The sequence below is a fragment of the Chloroflexota bacterium genome (assembly GCA_020850535.1).
Classification (GTDB): Bacteria; Chloroflexota; UBA6077; order UBA6077; family JACCZL01; genus JADZEM01.
Window position 1 is genome coordinate 21,587 of sequence record JADZEM010000005.1, and the last position, 25,959, is coordinate 47,545.

Below are 25,959 nucleotides of genomic sequence, written 5' to 3' on the forward strand. Positions count from 1 at the left end.
ACACGAACGCTCATGCCCGGCCGACTCTGGTTCCGCCTCCTGATCGGCACCTGCCTGGTGCTGGCCGTCACGCTGGGCGCCGTCATCCTGCTGGTCAGCCGCGCGCTGACCGGCAGCTTCCAGGATTATGTCGAGGACCAGCAGTCGGCCCGCGTCCAGCGCGCCGAGAGCATCCTGAGCCGCTACTACGACCGCCGCCGCGAGTGGACGGGCGTCGAGGGCACCGTGCAGTCGGTCGCCGACCTGATGGGCGAGCGGCTCGTGCTGGCCGACGCACAGGGGCGCATCCTGGCCGACTCCCAGAACCAGTGGGTCGGGCAGATCGCCCGCGACGACTGGCGCGGCCGGCGCGTCTCGATCCGCTCCCAGGAGTTCGCCGTCGGGACGCTCTACATCTCACCGGCCCGCGTCGATCAGCCGGTGCTGGACCCGCGCGCCCACCTCTTCTTGAGCACGTTCGCCGGCTACCTCGTCTGGGCGCTGCTGGTGGGGCTGCTCGCCGCCATCGTCCTGAGCGTCGGGATGGCCCGGCTGCTGGCCGCGCCGCTCGAAGCACTGACCCGCGCCGTCCGCCGCCTGGAACGCGGCGACACCGTCCAGCGGATCGATACGTCCGTGGGCGGCGAGGTCGGGGATCTCGCGGACGCCTTCAACTCGCTGGCCTCGTCGCTGGCGCGCGTCGAGCAGCTACGCCAGAACATGGTGTCCGACGTGGCTCACGAGCTGCGAACGCCGCTCACCAGCATTCGCGGATACCTGGAGGCGATCCAGGATGGCATCGTCGAGCCGGACGAGCAGACGCTGGCGACGATCCACCACGAGATGCTGCAGCTCACCCGGCTGGTGGACGACCTGCAGGAGCTGTCGCTGGCCGAGGCCCACCAGCTCCAGCTTGACCGCGACGAGATCGACCTCGTCGAGCTGGCGGAATGGGAGGTGCGGGCGTTCCTGCCACAGGCCTCGGCCCAGAACATCGAGCTGAAGCTGGACGCGCCGCGCCCGGTCCGCCCCGTGACCATCGACGCTGGCCGCATCCGCCAGGTGCTCGGCAACCTCATCCGCAACGCCATCGCGCACACGTCGCAGGGCGAGATCGTGGTCGGCGTCCGCGAGCACGACGATGCCGTCGTGATGACCGTCCGCGACACCGGGGCCGGCATCGCCCCGGCCGACCTGGAGCACATCTTCGAGCGGTTCTACCGCGTAGACAAGGCGCGCTCGCGGCGGGCCGGCGGGACCGGCCTCGGCCTGACCATCGCCCGCGAGCTGGTGCGGGCGCACGGCGGCCACATCGCCGCCGAGAGCGCGGTCGGCAAGGGTACGACCTTCTCGATCACCCTGCCCTTCGACGCAGCGCCAGCACCGTCGGCTGAGCCAGAGACAGTCCAGCCGATGGAAGGCCAGCACACCCCAGCCCGCGCCCGACTGTGGCCGGTGGTGGCGCGCGGTGTGCTGGTCGCCTCACTGGTCGGAGCGACGGCCGGCATCGTCGAGGCGCTGATCTCGTCGGCGGCGTTGCGGCGCGCGAACAGCTTCATGGATCTGTTCGGGTACGCCGTCCTGATCGACGGGCTGGCGTTTGCGCTGGTCGGCGGGGTGGTCACGCTCCTGGCCGGCATCGCGATGCGGATGGCCGGACGGACGCCGCGGCCCGTCCATGCGACGCTCGGGATGACCTCGGCCGGGCTGGTGCTGGTCGGCCTGCTGATCGGCTTCCGCTGGAACCAGCTGTTCAACAAGGACATCCCGTTTGACGCGCCCGAATCCCTGTACCCGGTCGCGTTCGTGGTGCTCTCCTGCGCCGTGCTGGCGCTCGGGGTCGCCTTCGCGCTGGTCGCGATCCGGCAACGCTGGCCGCGCGGCAACCACGTCCTCCGCACTGCCCCCTCGCTGACCCTGGTGGTGATCCTGACCGCCGCCACGGTGCTCGTCGGGCGGGATCAGGTGGCGCACCGTCTGGCCGAAGCGCCGACCTCGCTGTCTGCCCGCCGGGTGGTGACGCCACGCTCGCCGGAAGCCCAGCCGCCGGCCCCGGTCGCCCAGGCCGCTGCTCAGCCAGCCGCGCCGCCCGATACCGCCGTCGCGCCGCCCGGGCCGCGCCGCCCGAACGTGCTGCTGATCACCGTCAGCAGCCTGCGGGCCGACCATCTCGGGGCCTACGGCTACGAGAAGGCCCGCACGCCGTTCATCGACATGCTGGCGCGGCGTGGAACTCGCTTCGACACGACCCTGACCCAGCAGCCCGACCGCAACGCCGCCCACGCTGCCATCCTCAGCGGGACGTTCCCAGCCACCAACGGCGTCCGGCAGGATCTGGTGGACCGGCTCGACGCCAACGCCCCGACGCTCGCACAGTCGCTGGCCGAGAACGGCTACCGCACGGGCGCGGTCTACAGCTGGGTCAGCTTCGAGCCGGGCTACTCCGGGCTGGACCGAGGCTTCCACGACTATCTCGACCTGACGATCAACCGGCCCGAGTACCTGGCGGACAACCGCGCCCAGGTGCTCTCAGCCACCTACGAGCGGCTCAAAGCGTACCTCGCGCTGCCGGGCGCGATGAGCGGCGCATTCTCGCTGCCGCGCGGCGTGGACGAGGCGATTGACGGCCGCGCCGACGTGACCACCGAGGCGGCCATCGCCTGGTTGGAGCAGTACCAGTCGTCGCCGTTCTTCCTGTGGGTCCACTACGTCGATCCCAGCCCGCCGTTCACGCCGCCGCACCCCTTCGAGGAGGTTGAGGACGCCGGCTGCGCCGATACCTGCCGCGATGGCAGCACGAAGACGATCCGGGACGTGGAGGACGGCGCGCAGCTGACCGCCGCGCAGATCAACCATCTGGTAGCACTCTACGACGGCGAGATCGCCTTCACCGATCAGCAGATCGGGCGGCTGATGGCGCGACTCGAACAGCTCAATCTGGACGACAACACGCTGATCATCCTGACCGGCGATCACGGCGAGAGCTTCGCCGAGCATGACACGTGGTTCTCAGGCTCGACGCTCTACAACGCCACCACCCGCGTCCCGCTGATCGTCTCCTTCCCGAGCCGCCTGCCGCGCCAGCGGGCCGTGGCCGCGCCGGCCATGAGCGTCGATCTCGCCCCGACCATCCTCGACACCATCGGTGCGCCGATCCCAGACGTGTTCGAGGGGCAGAGTCTGCTGCCGCTGATGCTCGGGCACAGCGCTGGCGACGACCGGCTGGCGTTCACCGAGCTGGCGGACCGCAGCGAGGTCGCCGTGGTGGACCGCTACTGGAAGCTGATCTGGTCGAGTCGCGAGCAGACGGCCAAGCTGTACTACCTCGGAGACGATCCGAACGAGCTGCATGACCGCTCCGAAGCCGAGCCGGAGACGACGACCCGGCTGGTGGAAGAGCTTCGGGAGTGGCTCTGGCTGCGGCCGGGATAGAGCCGCCAGGGCCGTCCGGCCGGCCGTCTGCGTTGACCGTTCCCCTGGTCCGGGGCTATCCTCGCAGCGGCCACACCGGTCACGAAGCAGTGAGGAGGCCTCAGCATGGCCGACCAGTCGACCGCGGAACTCCTGGAAGAGATCTGTACGATTGACACCCCGACGATCACCAACGTCGTCGCCACCTACCCGAAGAACCCGCTCTGCCTCGGGCTGTACAACCCGTGGACGGAGAACTGGTACACCGACACCTCGATTCGGTGCATCTACCCGGGCATGAAGCCGGTCGCCGGCTACGCCGTCACCTGCACCTACGGCCTGCCCGACCCGAACTTCTCCGGCCGGCTGTCGTTCAACGACGTGCTGGACGCGCTCGACGCCAGCCCGAAGCCGACCATCCTGATCATCCAGCAGAAGTGGCCGCCGGAGCTGATGGCGAAGGCCGGTCTCGCCGGCGAGATGATGGTCACCCAGATGAAGATCGTCGGGACCGTCGGCATGCTCTCGAACGGCCCCTCGCGGGACGTCGATGCGATCCGCCGGATGGACTTTCAGCTGCTGCTGGGCGGCGTGACGGCCGGCCACGGCGAGATGGCGGTGCAGTCTGTGAACGTGCCGGTGTCGGTAGGCGGCATGGACGTCGCGCCAGGCGAGATCGTCCACATGGACGAGAACGGCGCGGTGAAGTTCCCGGCCCAGCACCTCGCGGCCGTCGTGGCGAACGCCAAGGCGACGCTGGAGAAGGAAGCCCAGCAGGTCGAGCGGTTCAAGACCGCGAAGACGGCAGCCGACCTGCGGGCGCTGTCGGCCGGCACCACCTACGGCGGCCCGGCCAAGAAGTAGAGACCGTGCCCCCTGTCTCGCCCACCCCGGCGCGGAGAGGGGGAGACAGGGGGTGCGGAGGCGATGGATCACGGGCGCAGCAGGTAGAACCGCCAGAAGTCGTGCTCGATGGGCGCGACCTCGACCTCTGAGAAGCCGGCTTGCATGGCGTAGCGGCGCAGCGTCTCCGGCCGCATAACGGTGCCGGTGGCCGCCTCGTCGGACTCGGCCAGGGTGGCCGGCAGGCAGTGAATCGCGCTGAAGCCGTAGTTCAGCCGATCGATCGGCCCGGCCGGCGCCTCGAACGCCTCGGCGACGTTCTCGTCGGCCACCAGCACCACGCCACCGGGCGCCAGCAGCTCGCGCATCTGGCTCAGCGCCGCCACCGGGCGGCCCATGTCATGGATCGTCTCGAACGCGGTGACGAGGTCGTAGCGGCCCTGGATGTGCGGGCTGGAGGCGTCGCGGACCAGGAACGAGACCCGGTCGGAGATGCCGGCCATCGCCGCCTTCTCCTGGGCCGTGTCGATGGACGCCCGATCGGCGTCGAACCCGTGGATGATGGCGTTCGGATAGGCCCGTGCCAGGGCCAGCGTCGAGTTGCCGGTGCCGCAGCCGGCGTCGAGGATGCGCGCGGCCGGAGCGGCGTGCAGGCGGGCATGCAGGTCAGGGATGCTCGGCAGCCAATCCTGCCCGAGCAGATTGTCGAACATCGGGCGGTTCATCTCGGCGATGCCCTCACGGGTATCCGCACCGAAGTCCGGGTAGGGGACGCCCGCGCCGGTCCGGTACGCGTCGAGGACGGCTGAGAGCGGGGAGGCCGCGCCCACGGTCAGCCGGATCAGGCCAGCGAGGCAGTTGAGGCTGTTGCGGTCGGTCAGCACCTCGCGGTGGCCCTCCGGCAAGGTGAAGCGCCGGTCGTCGGCGGATGCGGCAGCGTCGGCGGCAGACAGGATGCCGCTGGCCGCCTGCTGCTCCAGCCACTCACGGATGGAGCGCTCGTGGGTGCCGGTGCGGGCTGCCAGCTCGGCAGCCGTCATGCCGCCACCCATGGCCAGGGCGTCGTACAGCCCGAGTCTGTCGCCGATGTAGCAGGTGACGACATCCATCGTGCCGAGGACCGCGTCGAAGAGTCGTTCAACGAGCGCGTCACGCTCGGCGGTGATCTGCTCGTTGCCGGCGGCCAGTGCCATCTGGAAATCTCCTTGCCTCATGAGCCGGTCGCACAGGCAGCGCCGGCATCGTCGCAGGATCCAGTCTGGCACAAGCCGTCATGACGCAACTATCCCCGGCCACACCCGGACGGCGTGCTGCTGGGGACAGTGCAGGAGTCTGTGCGGCGACTCGGACCTACGGACGGGGCGCGCGCTCGTCGTCGGGAAGCTCAGGGACGACGATCTCCTCGGGCGGCACGATGACGACCTGCCCATCACGCCAGATGGCGATGGATTCGCCGAGAAGCTTGTGCCGGCGCGGCGCATCACGAATTCCGTGATCCATAGCTGCCTTCACCTTCCCTGGTGTCGTGAAGACTGCGGCAATGTCGTCCTCGTCGCTACGCCGAGGGTTGTCAATGCTCATGTACGCCCCTGTTGCCGCATCAGGTTCCACATCTGGAGATCGTGAACAACGTCGGTGTGCAGTCCACGCCCTTCGGCCACGCGCCGAGCCTCGCTTCCCCCGGCATGTTCGTACACTTGCCAGTCGTCCGCCAAGCTCTGATAGAGACTGAAGAGATTTTGCAGACCGCGGGCGTACCGACGCCGCACAACCTCCTCATCGACAACGTGTCCACCGGAGCGACGGCACGCATGCACCCGCTGGACACAGAGGTCTGCGCTTGGCAACCACACATACACCAGTTCGACCCGGTAGCCAGATCGCCGCGGTCCTCGGAGGAAAGGGGCGAATGAGCGGCTGGCGAGCGTCGTCTCAAAGGCGAAATCCGCGCGCTGGGTCGCCAGCTCATCAAGCCGTTGCAGCATGATTCTACCTGCCAGCATGGCGACGCTCTCGGAGTCGAACGCTGAAAGGCCTCTGTCAATCGTATCCGCGTTGACGAACGCGCCGATGGCAAGCATTCAGCCACGACGGTAGGGGCGGCGGTCGACTTGCCGGCCCCGTTCGGGCCAGCCAGGATCACGACGGTCGGCATGACCTGAGTGTAGCCCACACTGGCGAACCAGCACGGCAGAGTCGCGACAGCAGCCGCACTCCTCGACGGTCAGCCTGTGGCATGACAGAACGGACGGACGGCCCGCTCGCTCGTTCGTTCGTCTGGCGGGGAGTCGCCGCGATCACCACCATGCAGATGTTGCCTCAGCATTCCGTGCCGCCTGGGACCGTGCGCCGTCGCCTGCTGTTGCTGTTTCTGGCGGTCGTTCTGGCCGTTCCGATGACCTGGCAGCCGGTTCCGGCGCTCGCGCAGGGCCAGGGGGACCACGGTCTGCAAGGTGGCTGGGTCGTGGACGACAGCGGCAACGTCGCCTTCTACTACACGGTGTACAACCAGCTGCCAGCTGCCCCTGATGCGCCAGGCCAGAGCCGGCTGGGTCCGCATCAACTTCCGCCTCGGGGCCTGCTATCCGAACTGGACCAGTACGAACTGCAACGGGCAGACGGCGCCTCAGGCGTACGACCGTGTCGGGCACGGTCACGATGCAGCTCTGGGTACGTCACATCGGCGGCGGCTTCGCCACGGCGCAGCTCGCGGTAGCGGACCGCCGCGGCGACTGGCAGACGATGGTCGGCGGCGGCCCCCGGGCGGGGTTCCAGCTCGCCACGACGCACCGCGCACGGTGAACGTTTGGGAAATACGTCCACCGGGCCGTCACATGCCATCCCAGAAGCGGCGGGCGGGCCGTTTGATCGTGTGACTGGTGCTCTGGGGAGAGGTACTGGCTGGGCAGAGTGGGATTGCCCGAGGCGGAGGCTGGTGCTCCCATGGGTCAGATTGGTCAGAACGTACGATCGATGGCCACGGCTGTGTCACGACGATGCTGCATCGTGCGTATCTGCCGCAGCCTCGTGTTTCTCGCCTGGTACAGCGAGCGCATCGGGCTGACCGCGCGCTTCGGGCTGGTCGGACTGCTGGTATCGGTCGGCGTCGCGTTTGCGTGTGCCGCGATCATCGAAGATCAGCTGACCGACCACATCCTTCAGTTGACCGTCGAGCGGGCTGTCGATCAGGTGCAGCTTGGCGCGACCGGCCACATCAGCCTGACCGACTTCGAGCCGCCCTACACCGAGGAGCGCCTCAGGTCGCTCGCCACACGCCTCGATCCGTACCTCGGGAAGATGCTCAGCAGCCAGCGCGGCGTCCTCCGTCTGCACGTCTTCGCGCCCGACGGCACGGTGCTGTACTCCGACCTGGAGTCCAAGCGCGGCATGCGGCAACCGCTTGAGAGCGGGTCGCCCATCAGCCTGGCGCTGCAGGGCGTGACGTCGAGCAAGCACACGACACTGTCCGCGGAGGAGAATGCCGACCTTCGAGCGCGCTATGACGCCGCCGTGGAAGTCTACGTGCCCATCAGAGTCGCCAACCGCATCGTTGGCGCATACCAGCTCTACGTGGATATCACGCCAATTCGGCCGATTCGCCTGCTCGTGTGGACCACGGTGTTGGGTGGCTTCGGCGTGTTGTTCCTGTCGCTCTTTCTGATCGTGCGTGGCGCGGCGAACGTCATCCGCCGCCAGCAAACCCAGCACGAAGACCTGATCCACCAGAACGAGCGACGCCTGCGCTCACTCGTCGGCCACACGTCGGATGTCGTCGCCGTGCTCGACGCGAGCGGCTATATCACCTTCGTCAGTCAGCCGGCCGAGCGCGCCTGGGGCTGTCAACCCGATGCGCTCATCGGCACGGCGCTGGCCGAGCACCTCCACGACGAGGACCGCGCGGCGCTGTACGTTCTGCTCGATCAGGTGATCGACGAGCCCGGCGCAACCATCACCAGCGAGCTGCGCCTGATCCACGGCACCGGCGAGTGGCTCGACTTCGAGGTGGTAGCCACGAACGTGCTGGACGATCCTTCCGTCTCCGGCATCGTCGTCGCGTTCCACGACGTGACAGACCGCAAGGCGTTCGAGCGCGACCTCCAGCAGCTCGCCTTCCACGACATGCTGACGGGCCTGCCGAATCGTGCGCTCTTCCACGACCGGCTCGGACGCGCTCTCGCACGCGCCGACCGCCGCCACCGCTCGATCGCCGTGATGTTCCTCGATCTCGACAATTTCAAGGTCGTCAACGACAGCCTCGGGCACGACATCGGGGATCGCCTGCTGGTCGAGGTGGCCAACCGTCTGCGCGACTGCCTGCGCGAGGAGGACACGGCAGCCCGTCTCGGCGGCGACGAGCTGGCTGTGCTCTTCGAGGAGATCAGCGACGAGAGCGCGGTCGTGGACGTGGCCGAGCGCATCAGCGCGACGATGCGCGAGCCGATCGCCATCGAGGGGCGCTCACTGGTCGTCACGTTCAGTATCGGCATCGCCCTGAGCGTCCCTGGACGGGACCGCCCCGACACGTTGCTGCGTAACGCCGACCTGGCGATGTACGGGGCGAAGGCGAACGGGAAGGCCCGCGTTCAGGTCTTCGACCCGACCATGACCACGAGCGCCATCGAGCGAATGGAGCTGGAGACGGATTTGCGCTCGGCGTTGGGGGCCGGCGAGCTACGTCTGGTGTATCAGCCGATTGTCTGCCTTGCCAGCGAGAACCTGCTCGGCTTCGAGGCGCTCCTGCGCTGGGACCACCCGACGCGCGGCCCGATCTCGCCATCGCAGTTCGTGCCGATTGCCGAGGAGACCGGGCTGATCGTCGAGGTTGGCTCGTGGGTGCTGCGCGAGGCCTGCCTGCGGGCGCGCTCCTGGCACCTGCACTACAAGAACTCGTCCTCGCTGACGATGAGCGTCAACCTGTCGGCGCGCCAGTTCCTTCAGCCTGACCTTGTGGAGATGGTCGCACAGGTGCTGGCTGAGACCGAGCTGGAGCCGTCCCGCCTGAAGCTGGAGATCACCGAGACGGTGCTGATGCAGGACATCGACGGCGCAGTGGAAAAGCTCGCGCGGCTCAAGGAGCTGGGCGTCCACCTCGCCATCGACGACTTCGGAACCGGCTACTCGTCGCTCAGCTATCTGAAGCGCTTCCCGGTTGATACGCTCAAGATCGACCGCTCGTTCGTGGGCGGGCTCGGCGAGGATGCGAACGACACGGCGATTGTGCGGAGCGTCGTGGCACTGGCGAGGAGCCTCAATCTCGACGTGACCGGCGAGGGCGTCGAGACCGAGGACCAGCTCTCGCTGCTGCGGGCGCTCGGGTGCCAGCTCGGCCAGGGGTACCTGTTCGCCAAGCCGCTGCCCGAGCACGATGTCGAGCGTCTCCTGGCCGAGCGCGGCACGAACACGAAGACGAACGCGGCCTGACCACCGGCCTGACCTGACCACCGGCCTGACCTGACCACTGGCCTCACCGCTGGCCTGTCCACTGGCCTGACCGCCCCGCTCCGCGGGTCGCCGTTCAGGCAATGGCGATCGCGTCCACCTGGAGCCTCGCACCGCCACCCGGCAGCGCCGCCACGCCGACCGTCGAGCGGGCCGGCAGCGTACCCGTGAAAAACTCGGCGTAGACGGCGTTCACCGCCGCGAAGTCGGCGACGTCTGTCAGGAAGATCGTCGTCTTGACGACCCGGTCCATCGACGAGCCGGCCGCCTCGACGATCGCCTTGATGTTTTCGAAGACGCGGCGGGCCTGGGCAGCGGCGTCGCCCTCCACCAGCATATTGGTGGCCGGGTCGAGCGGCATCTGTCCGGCGACGTAGATGGTGTCGCCGACGCGCACGGCCTGGTTGTACGGGCCACGTGGGATCGGCGCGGACGCGGTCTTGACGGGCTGCAAGTCCATCAGGTGCTCCTCGTGTCGGGCTGTGTAGAGGCTGTGAGGAGATGGTACGACGGAACCCCTCGCCACGTATGCGGGCGAGGGGCCGGTGCCAGGGGCCATTCCGCAACGGAACTCGCGGCTCCTGGTACAGTTCGGGTGGTCGGCGCCACCGGCGCCGACTTCTTGTATCCCGCGCAATCTTCTTCTGGCCTTCTGGGCGCACTCGGCCGTCCAGCATCGACCGGAAACGCCCCAGGAGGCGACTAGCGTGGCGGCAGAGCGGTTCTTCGGCAAGCGCATCAAGCGGTTCGAGGATCCCCGGTTGCTGGTTGGCGGCGGATCGTTCCTCGAAGACCTGACTGAGCCGGCCATGTTGCACGCAGCGTTCGTCCGCAGCCCGTACCCGCATGCCGAGATTCGCGAGATCCCGACCGACGCCGCGATGGTCCCGGGCGTCATCGGCGCGTTCACCGCCGCCGACTTCGCCCTGCGGCCCACGCCCACGGTGATCCCGCACCCGGCCTACCGACCCTGCAGCCAGCTTCCGCTGGCGCAGGACACCGTCCGTTTCGTCGGCGAGCCGATCGCCGTCGTCGTCGCAAGCAGCCGCTACGAGGCCGAGGACGGCGCAGCGGCCCTCACCGCCGAGCTGGATCTTGAGCCGCTGGACCCGGTCCCGAACGTCGATGCCGCGCTGGCAGCCGATGCGCCGGTCCTCCACCAGTCGCTCGGAGAGAACCTCGCCGCGATCTTTGACGTGTCGGTTGGCGACGTGGACGCCGCGTTCGCACGGGCGGCGCACGTCGTCAAGGGGCATTTCACGGTCCAGCGGTACACGGGCACCCCCATCGAGACGCGGGGCGTCCTGGCGAAGATGGAGGCGATCACCGGTCGCTATCTCATCTGGAGCAGTACCCAGTGGCCGCACACGGTCCGCTCGGCGCTGGCGCAGTCGCTCGGCGTTCCCGAGCACAAGGTGCGGGTCATCGCGCCAGACCTGGGCGGCGGCTTCGGCGTGAAGCAGGATATCTACCCCGAGGAGACCGTCATCCCACTGGTGGCCGAGCGGCTGGGCCGGCCGGTCCGCTGGATCGAGACCCGCCGCGAGCACTTCGTCTGTACAGCCCACTCCCGCGAGCAGGATCACGAGGTCGAGCTGGCGCTGGACGAGCAGGGCGTGGTCGTCGGGCTGCGGGCGCTGGTGACGGCGGACCTGGGGGCCTACACGCGCGGGCTTGGGGTGCTCTGCCCGTCGATCACGGGCGGATCGCTGCTCGGGCCGTACCGCATCCAGCACTACCAGGCCACGATCCGCTGTGCGCTCACGAACAAGGCCCCGGCCGGCGCCTACCGGGGAGCCGGCGGCCCGGAGGCGGTCTTCGCACTCGAACGGACGATGGACACCGCCGCCCGTCAGCTGGGCATCGATCCGGCCGAGCTGCGGCGGCGCAACTTCATCCAGCCGGACGAGTTCCCCTGGAAGACCGGCCTCGGCTCGGCCCAGGTGCCCATCGTCTACGACAGCGGCGAGTACGAGCAGGGGCTGGACCGCGCCCTCGAGCTTGCCGACTACCCGGGCTGGCGAGCGAAGCAGGCGGCGGCCCGCAAAGAGGGCCGCTACCTGGGGATCGGCGTCTCAAGCTTCGTGCTGCTGGGGGGGCTGGGGCCGTTCGAGAGCGCCGAGGTGCGCGTGGACGCCAGCGGCGACATCGTGGTCGCGACGGGCGCGCACGCGCACGGCCAGGGCACTGACACGGCCCTGGCGCAGATCGTGGCCGACGAGCTGACGACGACGCCGGACCGGGTGACCGTCGCACACGGCGATACGGACCAGATCCCGTACGGCGTGGGCACCTACGCCAGCCGCAACGCCGTGATGGCGGGCGGCGCGGTGACGGTCGCGGCCCGGCAGGTCCGGGCGAAGGCGCAGAAGCTCGCGGCCTACCTGCTGGAGGTCACTGAGGCCGACCTGGAGCTGGACGATAGCGCGTTCCAGGTGATCGGTGCGCCCGAGCGGAAGGTCACGCTCGGCGCGCTGGCGGCGGCGGCCTCGCCGTGGGCCACCCTGCCGGAGGGCATCGAGCCGGACCTCTTCGCGCGGCACTACTTCCAGGCGCCGCTGCCGACGTTCGCCAGCGGCACCCACGTGGCGGTGGTGGAGGTCGACGGCGACTCCGGCGAGGTCACGATCCTGGACTACGTCTCCGTCAACGACGCCGGCCCGCGCATCAACCCGACCGTGGTGGACGGGCAGATCCAGGGCGGCATCGCGCAGGGGCTGGGCGGCGCGATGATGGAGGAGATCTACTACGACGAGACGGCCCAGCCGCTCGGCTCGTTCCTGGACTACGCGGTCCCGCGCGCCACGGACATGCCGGACGTGCGCCAGGATCACCTGGAGACGCCCTCGCCGCTCAACCCGCTCGGCGTGAAGGGGCTTGGCGAGAGCGGGACTCTAGCTCCCCCCGCCGTGCTCTCGGCCGCGGTGGAGGACGCGCTCGCGCCGCTGGGCGTCGAGGTGAAGCGGACGCCGCTGACGGCGGGGAACGTCTGGCGGATGATCCAGCAGGCGAAGGCCTCACGCCCGGAGCGGGGATGAGGTCTCCTGGCAGGCTGGACGGCAAGATCGCGCTGGTCACTGGCGGCGGCTCGGGCATCGGCCGGGCGATCTGCCTCCGGTTCGCCAGCGAGGGCGCACGCGTCGCCGTAGCCGACTGGCACGCCGACGCCGCCGCCGAGACCGTCCGCCTGATCGAGGCCGCCGGCGGGCACGCCGTCGCCACCAGTGGCGACGTTGCCAGCCCTGAGGACGCCGGGCGGATGGTCAACGATGCCGTCACCACCTTCGGCGGGCTGACGGTGCTCGTCGCAAACGCCGGCCAGGAGCTGGTCGCCTCGGCCACCGAGACCTCGCCCGCCCAGTGGGACCGCGTCATTGGGACCAACCTGTCCGGGTGTTTCCTGGTGGCGCGGGCCGCGATCCCGCCGATGCAGACGGCCGGCGGCGGCTCAATCGTCCTGACGGCGTCGCAACTGGCGTTCGTGGCAGCCGAGCGGTTCGCAGCGTATGCGGCCTCGAAGGGCGGCGTGCTGAACCTGGCGCGGGCGCTGGCCCTGGATCACGCGAGGGACCACATCCGCGTCAACGCCCTCTGCCCCGGGGCGGTCGAGACGCCCCTGCTGCTGCGCCAGTTTCAGGGCCAGGACGGCCCACAGGGCACCCTTGCCGACCTGGCAGCGCTGCACCCGCTGGGGCGGCTCGGGCAGCCGGAGGAGATCGCGGCGGCGGCGCTGTTCCTGGCCTCGGACGAGGCCTCGTTCGTGACGGGGTCGGCCCTGGTCGTGGACGGCGGCTACCTCGCGCGCTGACTCGCTACCATTCCCCCGTGGAGCATCTGGGCGATGGGGTGAGGAACCGGTGTGAACGACCGTCTGACAGCGGGTCTCGATCTGCCGCTCGGGCGGAAGCTGGCGTCCGGGCGCGACGCTGACGTCTTCGAGCTTGCCGACCCGGCACTGCACGGTCGGGTGCTGCGCCGTCGCCGAGGCGGGCGTCTCTCCGTCCGCGAGGCTGACGTCACGCGGCAGGCACGGGCGAACGGGTATCCAGCGCCGACCGTCTACGACGTGCGCGGCGCCGATATGCTGGTGGAGCGCATCACCGGCCCGACGATGCTCCAGGACCTCGGGAAGAAGCCGTGGATGGTCTGGCGTCACGCCCGGACACTCGCCCGGCTCCACCGGCGGCTCGCGCGGATCCGGCCGCTCGACGGCATGCAGCCGTTCCCCCCGGCCGAGTTCGGGGGCAGCGTTCCGGACTCCGGCGGCGTGCTGCTGCACCTGGATCTGCACCCGGACAACGTGATCCTCTCGCCGCGCGGTCCGGTGGTGATCGACTGGGAGGCCGCCCGACGAGGAGAGGTCGATGCGGCCGTGGCACTGACCTGGGTCATCATGGCAACGTCCGAGATCCCCGTCGGCGGTCTGAAAGGCTGGATCTTTTCGGTGCTGCGCTGGGTGCTGGTCTGGGCGTTTCTGCACCACGCTGGCCGCGCCGGCGCGGTGCGCCACCTGCCGGCCGTGGCCCAGGTGCGCCTGCGTGACCGCAACGTCCGCCCGTCGGAGCGGGCAGCGATCCGGAAGCTGCTGGCGCGGCACGGCCTGCCGGCCTGATCCGACATGTCGCAAACCACCGGGCAACGGATCGTGAGGTAGCGACCGGCACTGCAATACCAGGTTGCGACAATAGATACAAGAGCGGGCGAGCTGTGTGACGGCTCCGTATCTGGTGAGACGGGGGCTGAATCGGGTAGAATTGTTGCTGTGAGAACGACGTTCTAGCGGGGGCCGAGCGGCGCGGACGTGCGCCCGACTCGGCCCCGTTTGGTGTCCGCGCGGAACCTCGGACACCGCGCAGCGCGGGCGGCCGGCTGTGACCGTTGTGCGGTCGCTGGCCCTCGTCAGGATGCAGCAGCACGGACCGCGACCGTGACCGATCCTGGTCACGCGAACAGGCTCTCCAGGGGGTGCGCATGGAAATCGGCATCGTCAAGCAGGTCTCAGTCGAAGAGGAGATGCGCAACTCCTACCTCGACTATGCGATGAGCGTCATCATCGCGCGGGCCTTGCCAGACGTTCGAGACGGGCTCAAGCCTTCGCAGCGCCGCATCCTCGTGGCGATGCACGACCTGAGCCTTGCGCCCGGCCGGCCGTACCGCAAGTGCGCCAAGATCTGCGGGGATACCTCCGGCAACTACCATCCCCACGGCGAGGCCGTCATCTACCCCACGCTGGTCCGGCTGGCGCAGACCTTCAACATGCGCTACCCGCTGGTGGACGGCCAGGGCAACTTCGGGTCGGTGGACGGCGATCCGCCAGCGGCCATGCGGTACACCGAGGCCCGCATGACCCACCTGACCGTCGAGATGCTGGCCGACATCGACAAGGACACCGTCGACTGGAGCGCCAACTACGACGGCACCCGCAATGAGCCGACAGTCCTCCCCGGGCGCTTCCCGAACCTGATCTGCAACGGCTCGGCCGGCATCGCCGTCGGCATGGCGACCAACATCCCGCCGCACAACCTCAACGAGGTCGTCGGGGCGCTGCTGGTGCTGATCGAGAATCGCGACGCGACGGTTGAAGACCTGCTCAAGCACATCACCGGGCCGGACTTCCCGACGGGCGGCATCCTGATCACCAAGGAGAAGGATTCGAAGACCGGCCTCGTCATCGACAACCTGACCAACGCCTACGCCACGGGCCACGGCCGGGTGCTGATCCGCGCCCGCGCCGCCATCGAGGAGCGCAAGGCCGGCTTCTTCCAGATCGTCGTCACCGAGCTGCCGTATCAGGTCAACAAGGCGACCCTTCAGGAGAAGATCGCCGAGCTGGTGCGTGAGAAGCGGCTCGAAGGCATCTCGGACATGCGCGACGAGTCCGACCGCCAGGGCATGCGCCTGGTGATCGAGCTGAAGCGCGAGGCCAGCCCCCGCACCGTCCTCAACCAGCTCTACAAGTTCACGGCGATGCAGACGGCGTTCGGCATCAACATGCTGGCGCTGGTGGTCGAGAAGGACGAGCAGGGGAATGCCCTGCCGCCGCAGCCGCGCGTGCTGACGCTCAAGCGGATGCTGACGCACTTCCTGGACTACCGCCACGAAGTGCTGACCCGCCGCACCAGGTTCGAGCTGGAGAAGGCCCGCGCCCGCGCCCACATCTTGGAAGGCTTGAAGATCGCCCTGGACAACCTCGACGAGGTCATCCAGACGATCCGCGCCTCGGCTTCGGCTGAGGCGGCGCTCCAGACGCTGCAGACGCGCTTCACCCTCTCCGAGATCCAGGCCCGCGCCATCCTCGACATGCAGCTGCGCCGGCTGGCCGCGTTGGAGCGGCAGCAGATCATCGACGAGTACAACGAGATCCTCAAGACCATCGCCTACCTCGAAGACCTGCTGGCGAACCCGCGCAAGATCCTGCTGCTCGTCCGCGACGAGCTGCTGGAGCTGAAGAAGAAGTTCGGCGACGCCCGCCGCACCGAGGTCGCGAACATCGTCGGCGGGGATCTCTCGGAAGAGGATCTGATCCCGAACGACGAAGTCCTGGTCACCATCTCCGGCCGTGGCTACGTCAAGCGGCTGCGCTCGGACACCTACCGCGTCCAGCGGCGTGGCGGCAAGGGCATCCGGGGACAGGTGCTCCGCGAGGAGGACGCCCTGCGGCACATGGTCGTCGCGAACGCCCGCGACAACCTGCTCTTCTTCACGAACCAGGGCAAGGTCTACCAGACCAAGGCGTACCAGATCCCTGAGTTCGAGCGGACGGCCAAGGGCATCCCGCTGATCAACGTCATCGACCTCGATCCGAAGGAGGGCGTCACGGCGATCCTGGCCGCCCCCGACTTCGAGAACAACCAGTACCTCCTGATGGCCACCCGCATGGGCGAGGTCAAGAAGGTGGCGCTGAAGCACTTCGAGACGGTCCGCCGCAACGGCCTCAAGGCGATGGATCTGGAGACCGGCGACGAGCTGTGCTGGGTCAAGCACTGCTCGGCCGGCTCGGACGTGATCCTGGTCAGCGAGCAGGGGCAGGCGCTCCGGTTCATCGTCGATCAGAACCTGCGCGAGAGCGGACGGGGCTCCGGCGGCGTGCGCGGCCTCAAGATGTCGGCCGGCGATCAGTTGGCCGGCATGGACGTGGTCGATCCCGAGGGCCAGCTGCTGGTCGTGACCGAGTTCGGCATGGGCAAGCGGACCATGCTCAAGCACTACTCGCCGCACGGGCGTGGGACCGGCGGTCAGCGCATCTTGAACATCACCAAGAAGACCGGCCGGGTCGCGTCGGTCCAGGTGGTCCGCGGCGACGAAGAGCTGATGATGATCTCCAGCAGCGGCATCGTGATCCGCACCGAGCTGGCGACCATCAATAAGCTTGGCCCCTACGCGCAGGGCGTCATCGTGATGAACCTGAAGGAGGGTGACCGCGTCGCCTGCATCGCCGTCATCGACACGCGAAACGGGCCAATCGACGATCACTCGGACTTGATGGCCCCTGCGATGAACAGCGCGAACGGCGCTGCCGGCGTCCATTCTGCCAGCGGCAAGGGCAGCAAGAACGGAGCGTCGCCGGACGGCGCTCAGTAGGGGAAGGCCTTCACCCCCGCTGAAGTGGCATTCACCCCCGCTGAAGTGGCATTCACCCCCGATGGCGTTCAGAGAGGACGCCATCCGCACCGCGAGCGTCAGCGAGTCGGACCTTCACCATGCAGGTCCACGCACTGACGCTCGTGGTACGGAAGCGCCACGCATGCCAGACTGAACGGCGGTGGCCCTTCACGCCGGCCCGGTCGGGTTCGGAGCTGAGGGCCTTCCCATTGGCTACTCGCCCGTCGCGCGCTCCAGCCACGCCAGTTGCCCCTGCAGCTCTCGGGCCTTGTACGTGGCGTAGCCGGCCAGCGCCACCAGGCCAACCGCCTGCCCCACCGACGCCCAACCCTGTTCCACCGCGCCCTCGACTTGCGGCGAGGCAACCGTCACCAACCCGATCCCGCCCGTCAGCGCCGCGAGGATGCCCGCGACCCAGACCACGGTCCAGGCGGCGTTCTTGTCCAGGCGCAGGTAGCCGGCCACGATCTGCGGCGCAATGCCGCTCAGGTCGTGGTAGGTCTCGCGGGTGCCCAGGCTGCCCCGGTAGACCATCGCCGCGCCGCCCAGCGCGAGCGCCAGGAACACCGTCAGGCCGATGATGGCCTCCAGCGCGCCGCCGGCCGGCCCGGCGAACGTGACGAGCGTCGCCACGACGACGAGGGCTGACGGCCCCAGCAGCGTCCAACCGAGCCAGCGCAGCCGCATCCGGCGCTCCAGCATCACCATGTCGGCGCGGGCCGATGCCGGCGCAGCGGCCAGGGCCAGCCGGTTGCAGACTGCCTGCATCTGCGCCAGCGAGAACGCCCAGACGATGGGCAGCGGGATGACGCTGACCACAAGGCCCAGGTACGGGATCGCGCCGATCGCGTTGAGGATCGCGAGCGCCGTCGCCAGCCCGCGCGAGGGTGCAGGGCCAGCCTCCCAGAGCTTCGTCTGCAGCGCCAGCCGATCCACCGTGCGATGGAGCAGCACGAACATCCAGTACAGGTTGAAGAACGGGATGAACAGGAAGCCGAAGCCGCGCCCAAAGGTGAAATCGTCCGGGAGGATGCGGGGCAGGAACGAGTGCTTGCGGGCGATCATCACCCAGGACGAGAACCCGAACGTCACTAGGTGCAGAAAGATCGCCAGAAACACCGAGAACGTGGCGTGCAGCCGGTGCTGGCGATACGCCTCAGCCGTCTCGGGTGGCAGTTGCCGAGGGTCGAAGAGGGCGTGGTAGACGTTCGGCGTGTGGCCGTAGGGCGTCCCGTAGCCAGGCCCGCCCGGCGGCGCGCCCGGCCCCCAGCGTGGCGGCACGCCGGTCGGGGCGGTCCACGGCGCTCCGGCCTGTGGACCGCCCAGGTACGGCGGCGCACCCTGGCCTGCAGGCGGACCGGGCGGCGGCGCTGTCGGCGCGAGCAGCTTCCCACAGGCCGAGCACAGCCGAGCCCCGTCGGGCAGGCTCGCCGCGCAGTATGGACACGTCACGTCGCCCCCCAAGCCCGTCGCCAGGGGAGGGCCAACCGGGACGGCCGCCCCCTGGAACGGAAACCTCTCCCGTGCAGGATACGCAAGGTCGGGCGGCTCAAGCGAATGCTGCCCGGGAGGCGGGCGGGGCTTGAAAGCCCCGACGACGCTGCACGGACGCGCCCAACGTGCACCTGCCCTGCGCCAGTCAGCGCTTCGCGTACGCCCGGCTGCACACCCACACTCCTGAACCGAGATCAGGCCGCCTGCATGGCCGCCTGGCGGACGTACCCGAGCGCGAGGTCAAAGTAGGCGCGGGCGTCCGCCACAACGGACTGCTGCTCTGGCTCGGGCAGCGCGACATCGGCAAGCCGCAGGCTGTCCACCTTGCCGCGCACGAACGCGCGGTAGCAGCGGTAGAAATCGAGCAGCGCCAGCAGCTCCGGGTCACGGCTCGCGCTGACGTAGGCCCGGACGAACGCATTCGCGAGGTCACGGCGACCGTAATGGTCGAGATCCATCGCCAGGAACGCCACCTCGGCGGCCACATCCGAGCAGCGGAAGCGTGGCAGGAACTCCAGGCAGTCGAAGAGGTACACCTGACCATCTGCCACGCAGACGCTGCCGGCGTGCAGGTCACCGTGGCAGTCACGGATGCGCCCTTCGGCCACGCGGCGCTCGAAGAGGGGGCGCTGCACGGTCAGCAGGCGGCGGACGCAGCGGGCCGTCTCGCCAAAGACCTCAGGGAGGATCGTCCGTCCGACGAACGGCATCACCTGCCGGAAATTCTCGTCCCAGTTCGCTTTGATGGTGGCGACGGTCCCATACTCGTCTACGCCGGGGCCGGTCTCAGCCCGCTCGTGGAAGGCAGCGAGCATCGTGGCGATCCGCTCCACCAGCGCGGTCGGGACAGCGTCCCGCGCGAGCATCGCGGGCAGCATCCCGTCGGCGGGAAGACGCCGCATCCAGACGGCCGGCTCGGCACCGGGCGCGAGGACGGCGTGCCGGTCGAGCGGCTCAGCGAGGCCGGATGGATCGAGCTCCGCCAGCGTCACGCGGTACCGGCCGTCCCGATGCTCGACGGGCACGACCCCGAGGTACACGTCCGGACAGAGCCGGCGATTCAGGCGGACCTCGGCCGCGCAGTCCGCGTAGCGCGCTGCCCGCGACGTGAAGTCGACGAACCCGAAGTCGACGGGCTTGTGCAGCTTGAAGGCGTACGGCCCGGCCAGCAGCACCCACGAGATGTGGGTCTCGTGGAGGGTAATGTTGCCGGCCTCGAACGGGTAGGCGTCCGGTTGGAGCAGCGCCGAGATGAGCGGCGGGAGCGTCTGTGGCATCGTCGGCCTCGCTTCCGCTGTGAACGGGGACGCCCCCGCCGGGCGAACGACGGGGGCGTCAGAGGGTAGGAGAGGGAATTACCAGAGGCCCAGCACCTTCCACCACAGGCCGCCGAGCACCAGCCAGATGACGACGTTCACGACGCTGACGACGAAGCCGAGCTTCCACCACGTCCCGATGTCCACATAGCCAGCCCCGAAGAGCACCGGCGCCGGGCCGGTCCCGTAGTGGGTCATGCTGCTCATCAGGTTGCTGAAGAACGCGAGCACCAGCGCGGCGAGGACGGGCGGCGTGCCGACAGCCACCGAGACCCCGAGGAAGGCGGCATACATCGCGCCGACGTGGGCGGTGTTGCTGGCGAACATGTAGTGGCTGTACAGGTACACGAGGCTGAGGGCGAGGAACGCGTAGACCCAGTTGACGCCAGCCAGGCTGTCGCCAACGGCCTTGCTGAACCACGGCACCAGGCCGAGCTTGTTGAGGAAGCCCGCCATCATCACGAGGGCGGCGAACCAGACCAGGGTGTCCCAGGCGCCGGTCTCTTCCTGGACATCCTTCCAGGAGAGCACGCCAACCAGGAGCAGCACGCCGAGGCCGACGAGCGCAGCGGTGGTTGCATTGAGGTTGCCGAGCTGCGGGCCGAAGATCCAGAGGACCAGCAGCAGGCCGAACGTGCCGAGCATCATCCACTCATCAGCGGACATCGGGCCCATCTTGGCGAGTTCGGTCCTGGCCATCTCGGCGGCGGCCGGGGTGCTCTTGATCTCCGGAGCGTACAGCTTGTAGAGCAGCGCCGGAACGATGATCAGGCTGGCGAGGCCCGGGACCAGCGCCGCGACGGCCCAGTTGGTCCAGCTGATGGCGATGCCCATATCGGCGGCGAGCTTGGCGGCCAGCGGGTTCGCGGCCATCGCCGTCAGGAACATGGCGCTGGTGATGATGGTGCCCTGGAACGCCGTGATGGTCAGATAGGCGCCCATCTTGCGGGCGGTGCCGTCTTCGGCACGGCTGCCGTAGGCGGTTGACAGCGACTTGAGGATCGGGAAGACTACGCCGCCGGCGCGGGCGGTGTTACTGGGGATAGCCGGCGCGAGTACCAGGTCTGTCGCGATCAGTCCGTACCCCAGACCGAGGGTCCGCGTGCCGAGCATCCGCACGAACTGGTACGCGATGCGGCTGCCGAGGCCGGTCTTGATGAACCCACGCGCGATGAAGAACGCCAGGACGATCAGCCAGATCGTGGTGTCCTGGAAGCCCGACAGCGCATCCGCGATCGTCAGCGTATTGGTCAGCGCGGTAGCCGTCACGCCGAGGATCGCGACAGCGCCCATCGGCAGCGGCTTGGTGATGATGCCGACGATGGTGGCGACGAAGATCGCCAGGAGGTGCCACGCCTTCGCGATGTTCGCGCCCTGGGGCAGCGCATCGGCGGCAACCTGCGGCGGAGGGATCATCCAGAGAATCGCACCGACAGCCAGCGTGATCAGCAACGGGACCAGCTTGACGCCATGCCATGGGAAGTGCGGTAGGGAGAGATGGGGGCGATGATGCGCGACGGTAGCCATAGTTCCGCCTCTTCTTGCGCCTGGGGCTGGTGAGGACCGGGCCAATCCCGTCCTGCCAGCCCCTGAATTCACAACAGCTTCATGAACATCTCAGCGGGCGCCGACCGGATCGGCAAAGGACGGTGCGCGGGCGGCTCGGAGCTTCGCCAGCAGCTCGCGCGTCGTTTCGGCGTAGCGGGGATCGACTGGTTCGCTGTGGAAGCGCTCGCCAAGCGCGAGGATCAGGGTATTCAGCTCCTCGGGCGTCAGCGCGACGGTCACGGTCGGCTCGGTCTCTCCGGCCTCGGCAGGCTCGGTCAGCATGTCGGGCATCGGCATCGCCGTCTCGGCCGGGCGAGCTTCGGTCGCGGTGAGCCCCGCGTCGCTCTGCTCGATGCGGGCCAGCTCGTCCGGACGGACCATCAGCACGGGGATCTCGCTCTGCTTGAGGGTTGCCGAGGCGACGCTGCCCATGACCGCGCGGGCGAGGCCGCCTCGGCCATGCGTCGCCATCACGATCAGCGAGGCCTGAAGCTCAGCGGCCAGCATCGCCACCCCGAAGAACGGCGAGCCGAACATGGCCGAGACCTCGACCTTGCGGGTGTCGGTGCGGATCGTCGCCGCGACCTCCTGGAGGTACTCGCGGCTGACGGCCAGGGCATTCTCTGTTGGCGCGGGATCGACGAACGTGTACCCCTCGGCGTAGGCGGCGTAGTGCGGGAAGGTCACGACCGACCCGAGCACCAGCGTCGCGTCGAGGCTGTCGGCGAGCCGGGTGGCAGGCCCGAGCGCCGACAGTGCGAGCGCCGATCCGTCCAGCGGCACGAGGATTTTGACGGGGCCATCTTCCTTCAGCTCAGGGCTGCCATGTGGGGGGATAATCAGCACCGGCACCGGCGCATCCCGCAGCACAGCGTCAGCCACGCTGCCGTAGATCCAGCGGCCCAGCCCGCTGCGCCCGTGCGTGGACATCACGATCAGGTCAACCTCGTCGTCCTCCGCGGCTTCGAGGATGGCGACCTCCGCCGGGGCATCCACGACCCGGGTGGTGATGGTCAGGCCACGGTCTGCCAGCGTTGCGGCGTAGGCTTCGAGGGCGTCGGCGGCCTCGTTCACGAGGATCTGCCCCTCGCGGTAGGTCGGGGCGGCCAGCGTGTTGACGGCTCGCAGCAAGAGTACGGAGCGTCCATCGCGCCTGGCGATCCCGAGTGCGAAAGGAACGGCGCGCTGGGCTAGCTCAGAGCCATCCAGCGGAACGAGCACAGTGGTCATTGTGAGCCTCCTCACTGGGGCGCTCATCCGTCCCACTGAAGCGTAACGCAGACGGCGGGCCTACGCGTTGAGGCATCTGCCCCGGGATCAGCGGGATATTCGTCCGCCCTGTCGGGACACGAATGGGCGCCCTCGCGGGAAGAGCCTCACCCGCCGCTCCGCTGCGCGGCGCGAGGGGGAGCACACCAGGCGAGGGCCTTCTTCGACCACGTCCTACTCCTGCGGGATGTGCACCCGGACCGTCATCCCGGCCCGCAGGTCCGGCGGCGTCCAGTCCAGATCCACGATGACCGGGTAGTGCAGGTCGCCGTCCGCATCCCGCTCGGAGCGCAGCGCCACGCTGCGAACCCGCCCGCGCAGCTCCCGCCCCTCGATGGCGTCCACCGTCACGGTCACGCTCTGGCCAGTCCGGATCCGCGCCACCATGAACTCGTCCACGTCGTCCGTCTCGATGCGCAGCCGGCTGATGTCCCCGACCGCCGCGATGGTCGCGCCGGCCGTGACGGTGTCGCCGGTGTGGACCGGCAGGTTCGTGACGCTGCCCTGCCACGGCGCCGTGATGACCGTGATGGCCCCGTCCGGGGTCCGCACCCGGGCCAGCTCCTGGTTCTCGACCACGGTCGAGCCGATGCTCACCGACAGGCCGGTCACCACGCCGCCGACCAGCGTGCGGACCGTCGCCTCGCTCTCGGGGCGCAGCTCACCGCGTGCCACGTTCTTGGTCGTGGTCGCCTGCTCGGTCGGGGCCGGCGTCGAGCCTGCCGAGCCGCCGTACCGGGTGTAGGCGACTCCGCCCGCCGCCACCAGCCCGATCGCCAGCGCCGCCGTGACCAGCAGGCGCGGCCAGCGCCTGGACGAACGGCGACGAGCCGTGGCGACCGGAACCGCGGCCATCGGCGTGCCGGCCGTCGGCACGGTCGGCGCTGGCGCGGCGGACGCCGGCGTCATGGCGGTCGGCGCGTCGCCCGGCGGCAGCGGCGACAGGCCGTTGGCGTACGCCTGCGCGCCGCGCGCCTCGGCTGGGGCAACCTCATGGTGCTCGGCAGGCGTGCCGTCCGGCAGCAGGATCACGGCGCGGCGGCGCTCCAGGCGCGTCGGCTCGCTGCCCCCGCCAGCGGCAGCCATAGCGAGCGGCTGAGCGGCGTCGGCCAGCGTCGTGGCGTTGGTGATCTCGGCCACCTGCCCGTCGCGGATCTCGATCTGCCGCTCGGCGGTGGCGGCAACCTCTTTGTCGTGGGTGACCATCACGATCGCCCTCCCCTCGGCGTGGAACTGCTGGAACAGCGCCAGCACGCGAGCCTTATCTTCGGAGTGCAGCTCGCCGGTCGGCTCGTCGGCCAGGATGATGCGCGGGTTGTTCGCCAGCGCCCGCGCGATGGCGACCCGCTGCCGCTGCCCGCCGGACAGGCGCGACGGCCGGAACTCCATCCGCTCGCCCAGACCGACCGCCCGCAGCAGCTCGGCGGCGCGGGCGCGGCGCTCGTTCAGCGGGACGCCGGCCGCCTCCATCGGCAGCTCGACGTTCTCGGTGGCCGTCAGGTCGTTGAACAGGTGGAAGCGCTGGAAGACGAACCCGAGCGTCGTCAGGCGCAGGCGCGTCTGCTCGGCGTCGCTGAGTGCGCTCAGATCCTGCCCGTCGAGCAGCACTGCGCCGGAGGTCGGCCGGTCGAGCAGCCCGATGATCTGCAGCAGGGTGCTCTTGCCAGAGCCTGACGGCCCCTGAATGGCGACCATCTCGGCCGCGCCGATGGTCAGCGACACGTCGTCCAGCGCGACGACGGTCGTCTCGCCAGCCTCGAACGTCCGCCGGACGTGGCGAAGCTCCAGCAGCGGCTCATGCGTCACGGAGCACCTCCACGGGATCGACTCGAACGGCCTGCCGGGCCGGGCCGAGGCTTGCCAGCGCGCCCAGCGTCAGCGAGAGCGCCACGACGGTCACGATCAGGGTGCGGTCGGCGGCGTAGAACTCCTCCTGGCCGTAGGCCGGCGCAACGTAGCCGTTGATGATCGTGCCGAACAGGGTGGCGACCACGACCCCGACGACCGAGGCCGCCGCACAGATCGCCAGCGCCTCGCCGGCCACCGACAGCAGGATCGTGCGGCTCGGCACGCCGATGGCCCGCAGCGTCGCCAGCTCCAGCCGGCGCGCCTCGACGGACCCGCCAAGCATGTTGTTGACGAAGATCGCGGCGACGCTCAGGATCATGAGGGTCATCGTCCAATGGCTGACGACGTCGCTCTCCAGGGCCTTCTCGGCCAGACGGACCGTCTCGGGCACGTCGTAGACGGAGACGGCGTCGAGGTCGGCCAGCCGGGCGCGCGTCGCCTCCGGCCGTGACGAGTCCACCGCGATCACGTTGACGACATCCCCGAGGTCAGCTCGCTGCCGCAGGCTCTGCCGGTCGAGGTAGGCGATGCTGTCGGCCTGGAAACCGAAGCCGCGCAGCTTGCCGATGCCGACCACCTGGAAGTCGCGCCCGCCCAGGCGGACGCTCTGCCCGAGCGTGATGCCTTTCTCGCGGCTCAGCCGGCTCCCGACCACCAGCTCATCCGACCGCCGGAGCCAGCGCCCGCTGTCGATGACCACCGTGCCGTCGATCTTGTCCGGCTCGCCGTCGATGCCCATCACGCCGACCAGCTCGGCCGGCTGGTCCGTGCGCTTCGGGCCGGGCCGCTCGCGCTCCAGCTCCCAGGAGACCGCGCCAACGGCCTGGATCACCCCGGGCATCCCGCGGATCTGGGCCAGCCGGCTGGTGGCGTGCTTGAGCGTGCCGGGCGAGTCGCTGGGCAGCAACGGAACGAGGGTGCCGCCCTGCTGAATGACGCGGAAGTCCGCCCCCGAGAGGCGATACTCCCGGGTGTAGAGGTCGAGCGTGGCCGTGTTGACGCCGAGCATCGTCATCCCGATGCCCAGCGCGATACCGACGCCCAGCACCATACCGATCGTGCCGCGCCAGCGCCGGAGAACGGTCCGGACCGCGTATGGCAGGGCCAGCAGCGGAATCGGCTGGCGCGCCGTGTCCAGGCCTGACGGGCTCGGCTGGTCCGGACTGGCCCCATCCAGGTGCGCGGTCACGCCGCGGCGGTACGTCGTCAC

At 69.2% G+C, this 25,959-nt stretch carries 18 protein-coding genes; 8 read left to right on the forward strand and 10 right to left on the reverse strand.

What is annotated here, in order from left to right:
- Positions 1-12 precede the first annotated feature (12 nt).
- Together IT306_00785 and IT306_00790 are read left to right on the forward strand one after the other, a co-directional pair.
- Positions 13-3,411, forward strand: coding sequence for a sulfatase-like hydrolase/transferase (locus IT306_00785; GenBank protein MCC7366924.1), 3,399 nt, complete (start codon positions 13-15; stop codon positions 3,409-3,411).
- A gap of 105 nt (positions 3,412-3,516) precedes the next feature.
- Positions 3,517-4,254, forward strand: coding sequence for an RraA family protein (locus IT306_00790; protein ID MCC7366925.1), 738 nt, complete (start codon positions 3,517-3,519; stop codon positions 4,252-4,254).
- A gap of 68 nt (positions 4,255-4,322) precedes the next feature.
- Here the strand turns inward: IT306_00790 and IT306_00795 are convergent, their stop codons facing one another.
- The 3 genes from IT306_00795 to IT306_00805 form a co-directional block, all read right to left on the reverse strand.
- On the reverse strand, positions 4,323-5,426 hold the full coding sequence (locus IT306_00795; protein ID MCC7366926.1) for a methyltransferase domain-containing protein: 1,104 nt from the start codon (positions 5,424-5,426) through the stop codon (positions 4,323-4,325).
- Between the two features lie 157 nt (positions 5,427-5,583).
- Positions 5,584-5,814 (reverse strand): hypothetical protein, encoded by a 231-nt coding sequence (locus tag IT306_00800; GenBank protein ID MCC7366927.1) that lies wholly within the window; start codon positions 5,812-5,814, stop codon positions 5,584-5,586.
- A complete protein-coding gene (locus IT306_00805) occupies positions 5,811-6,314 on the reverse strand; it encodes a Zeta toxin family protein (GenBank protein ID MCC7366928.1) in 504 nt (167 codons plus the stop codon). Before IT306_00805 ends, IT306_00800 begins: the two co-directional genes overlap by 4 nt.
- A gap of 559 nt (positions 6,315-6,873) precedes the next feature.
- On the opposite strand from IT306_00805, the gene IT306_00810 reads away from it, so the two are divergent.
- Together IT306_00810 and IT306_00815 are read left to right on the forward strand one after the other, a co-directional pair.
- Positions 6,874-7,035 (forward strand): hypothetical protein, encoded by a 162-nt coding sequence (locus tag IT306_00810; GenBank protein MCC7366929.1) that lies wholly within the window; start codon positions 6,874-6,876, stop codon positions 7,033-7,035.
- Between the two features lie 204 nt (positions 7,036-7,239).
- Positions 7,240-9,654 carry an EAL domain-containing protein gene (locus IT306_00815; protein ID MCC7366930.1) on the forward strand — a complete coding sequence of 805 codons (2,415 nt, stop codon included), beginning with the start codon at positions 7,240-7,242 and terminating at the stop codon, positions 9,652-9,654.
- 94 nt (positions 9,655-9,748) lie between these two features.
- Here the strand turns inward: IT306_00815 and IT306_00820 are convergent, their stop codons facing one another.
- Positions 9,749-10,132 carry a RidA family protein gene (locus IT306_00820; GenBank protein MCC7366931.1) on the reverse strand — a complete coding sequence of 128 codons (384 nt, stop codon included), beginning with the start codon at positions 10,130-10,132 and terminating at the stop codon, positions 9,749-9,751.
- 247 nt (positions 10,133-10,379) lie between these two features.
- Between IT306_00820 and IT306_00825 the strand changes: the two genes are divergently transcribed.
- The 4 genes from IT306_00825 (at position 10,380) to gyrA (ending at position 17,253) form a co-directional block, all read left to right on the forward strand.
- Positions 10,380-12,710, forward strand: coding sequence for a xanthine dehydrogenase family protein (locus IT306_00825; protein ID MCC7366932.1), 2,331 nt, complete (start codon positions 10,380-10,382; stop codon positions 12,708-12,710).
- Entirely contained in the window at positions 12,707-13,480 is a 774-nt protein-coding gene (locus tag IT306_00830) for a glucose 1-dehydrogenase (GenBank protein MCC7366933.1), read from the forward strand. Before IT306_00825 ends, IT306_00830 begins: the two co-directional genes overlap by 4 nt.
- 81 nt (positions 13,481-13,561) lie before the next feature.
- Entirely contained in the window at positions 13,562-14,284 is a 723-nt protein-coding gene (locus tag IT306_00835) for a phosphotransferase (GenBank protein MCC7366934.1), read from the forward strand.
- A 359-nt stretch (positions 14,285-14,643) separates the two neighbouring features.
- A complete protein-coding gene (gyrA, locus tag IT306_00840) occupies positions 14,644-17,253 on the forward strand; it encodes a DNA gyrase subunit A (protein ID MCC7366935.1) in 2,610 nt (869 codons plus the stop codon).
- A gap of 234 nt (positions 17,254-17,487) precedes the next feature.
- Here gyrA and IT306_00845 read toward each other — a convergent pair whose 3' ends face one another.
- The 6 genes from IT306_00845 to IT306_00870 all read right to left on the reverse strand — a co-directional run bounded on the left by IT306_00845 (position 17,488) and on the right by IT306_00870 (position 25,959).
- Positions 17,488-18,726 carry a hypothetical protein gene (locus tag IT306_00845; protein ID MCC7366936.1) on the reverse strand — a complete coding sequence of 413 codons (1,239 nt, stop codon included), beginning with the start codon at positions 18,724-18,726 and terminating at the stop codon, positions 17,488-17,490.
- Positions 18,727-18,962: 236 nt separating this feature from the next.
- Positions 18,963-20,045, reverse strand: coding sequence for a phosphotransferase (locus tag IT306_00850; GenBank protein MCC7366937.1), 1,083 nt, complete (start codon positions 20,043-20,045; stop codon positions 18,963-18,965).
- Positions 20,046-20,123: 78 nt separating this feature from the next.
- Positions 20,124-21,611 carry an anion permease gene (locus tag IT306_00855; GenBank protein MCC7366938.1) on the reverse strand — a complete coding sequence of 496 codons (1,488 nt, stop codon included), beginning with the start codon at positions 21,609-21,611 and terminating at the stop codon, positions 20,124-20,126.
- Positions 21,612-21,701: 90 nt separating this feature from the next.
- A complete protein-coding gene (locus tag IT306_00860; protein MCC7366939.1) occupies positions 21,702-22,862 on the reverse strand; it encodes a universal stress protein in 1,161 nt (386 codons plus the stop codon).
- Between the two features lie 213 nt (positions 22,863-23,075).
- Positions 23,076-24,707, reverse strand: a complete 1,632-nt coding sequence (locus IT306_00865) for an ATP-binding cassette domain-containing protein (protein ID MCC7366940.1) — start codon at positions 24,705-24,707, stop codon at positions 23,076-23,078.
- Positions 24,697-25,959 (reverse strand): ABC transporter permease, encoded by a 1,263-nt coding sequence (locus tag IT306_00870; GenBank protein MCC7366941.1) that lies wholly within the window; start codon positions 25,957-25,959, stop codon positions 24,697-24,699. Before IT306_00870 ends, IT306_00865 begins: the two co-directional genes overlap by 11 nt.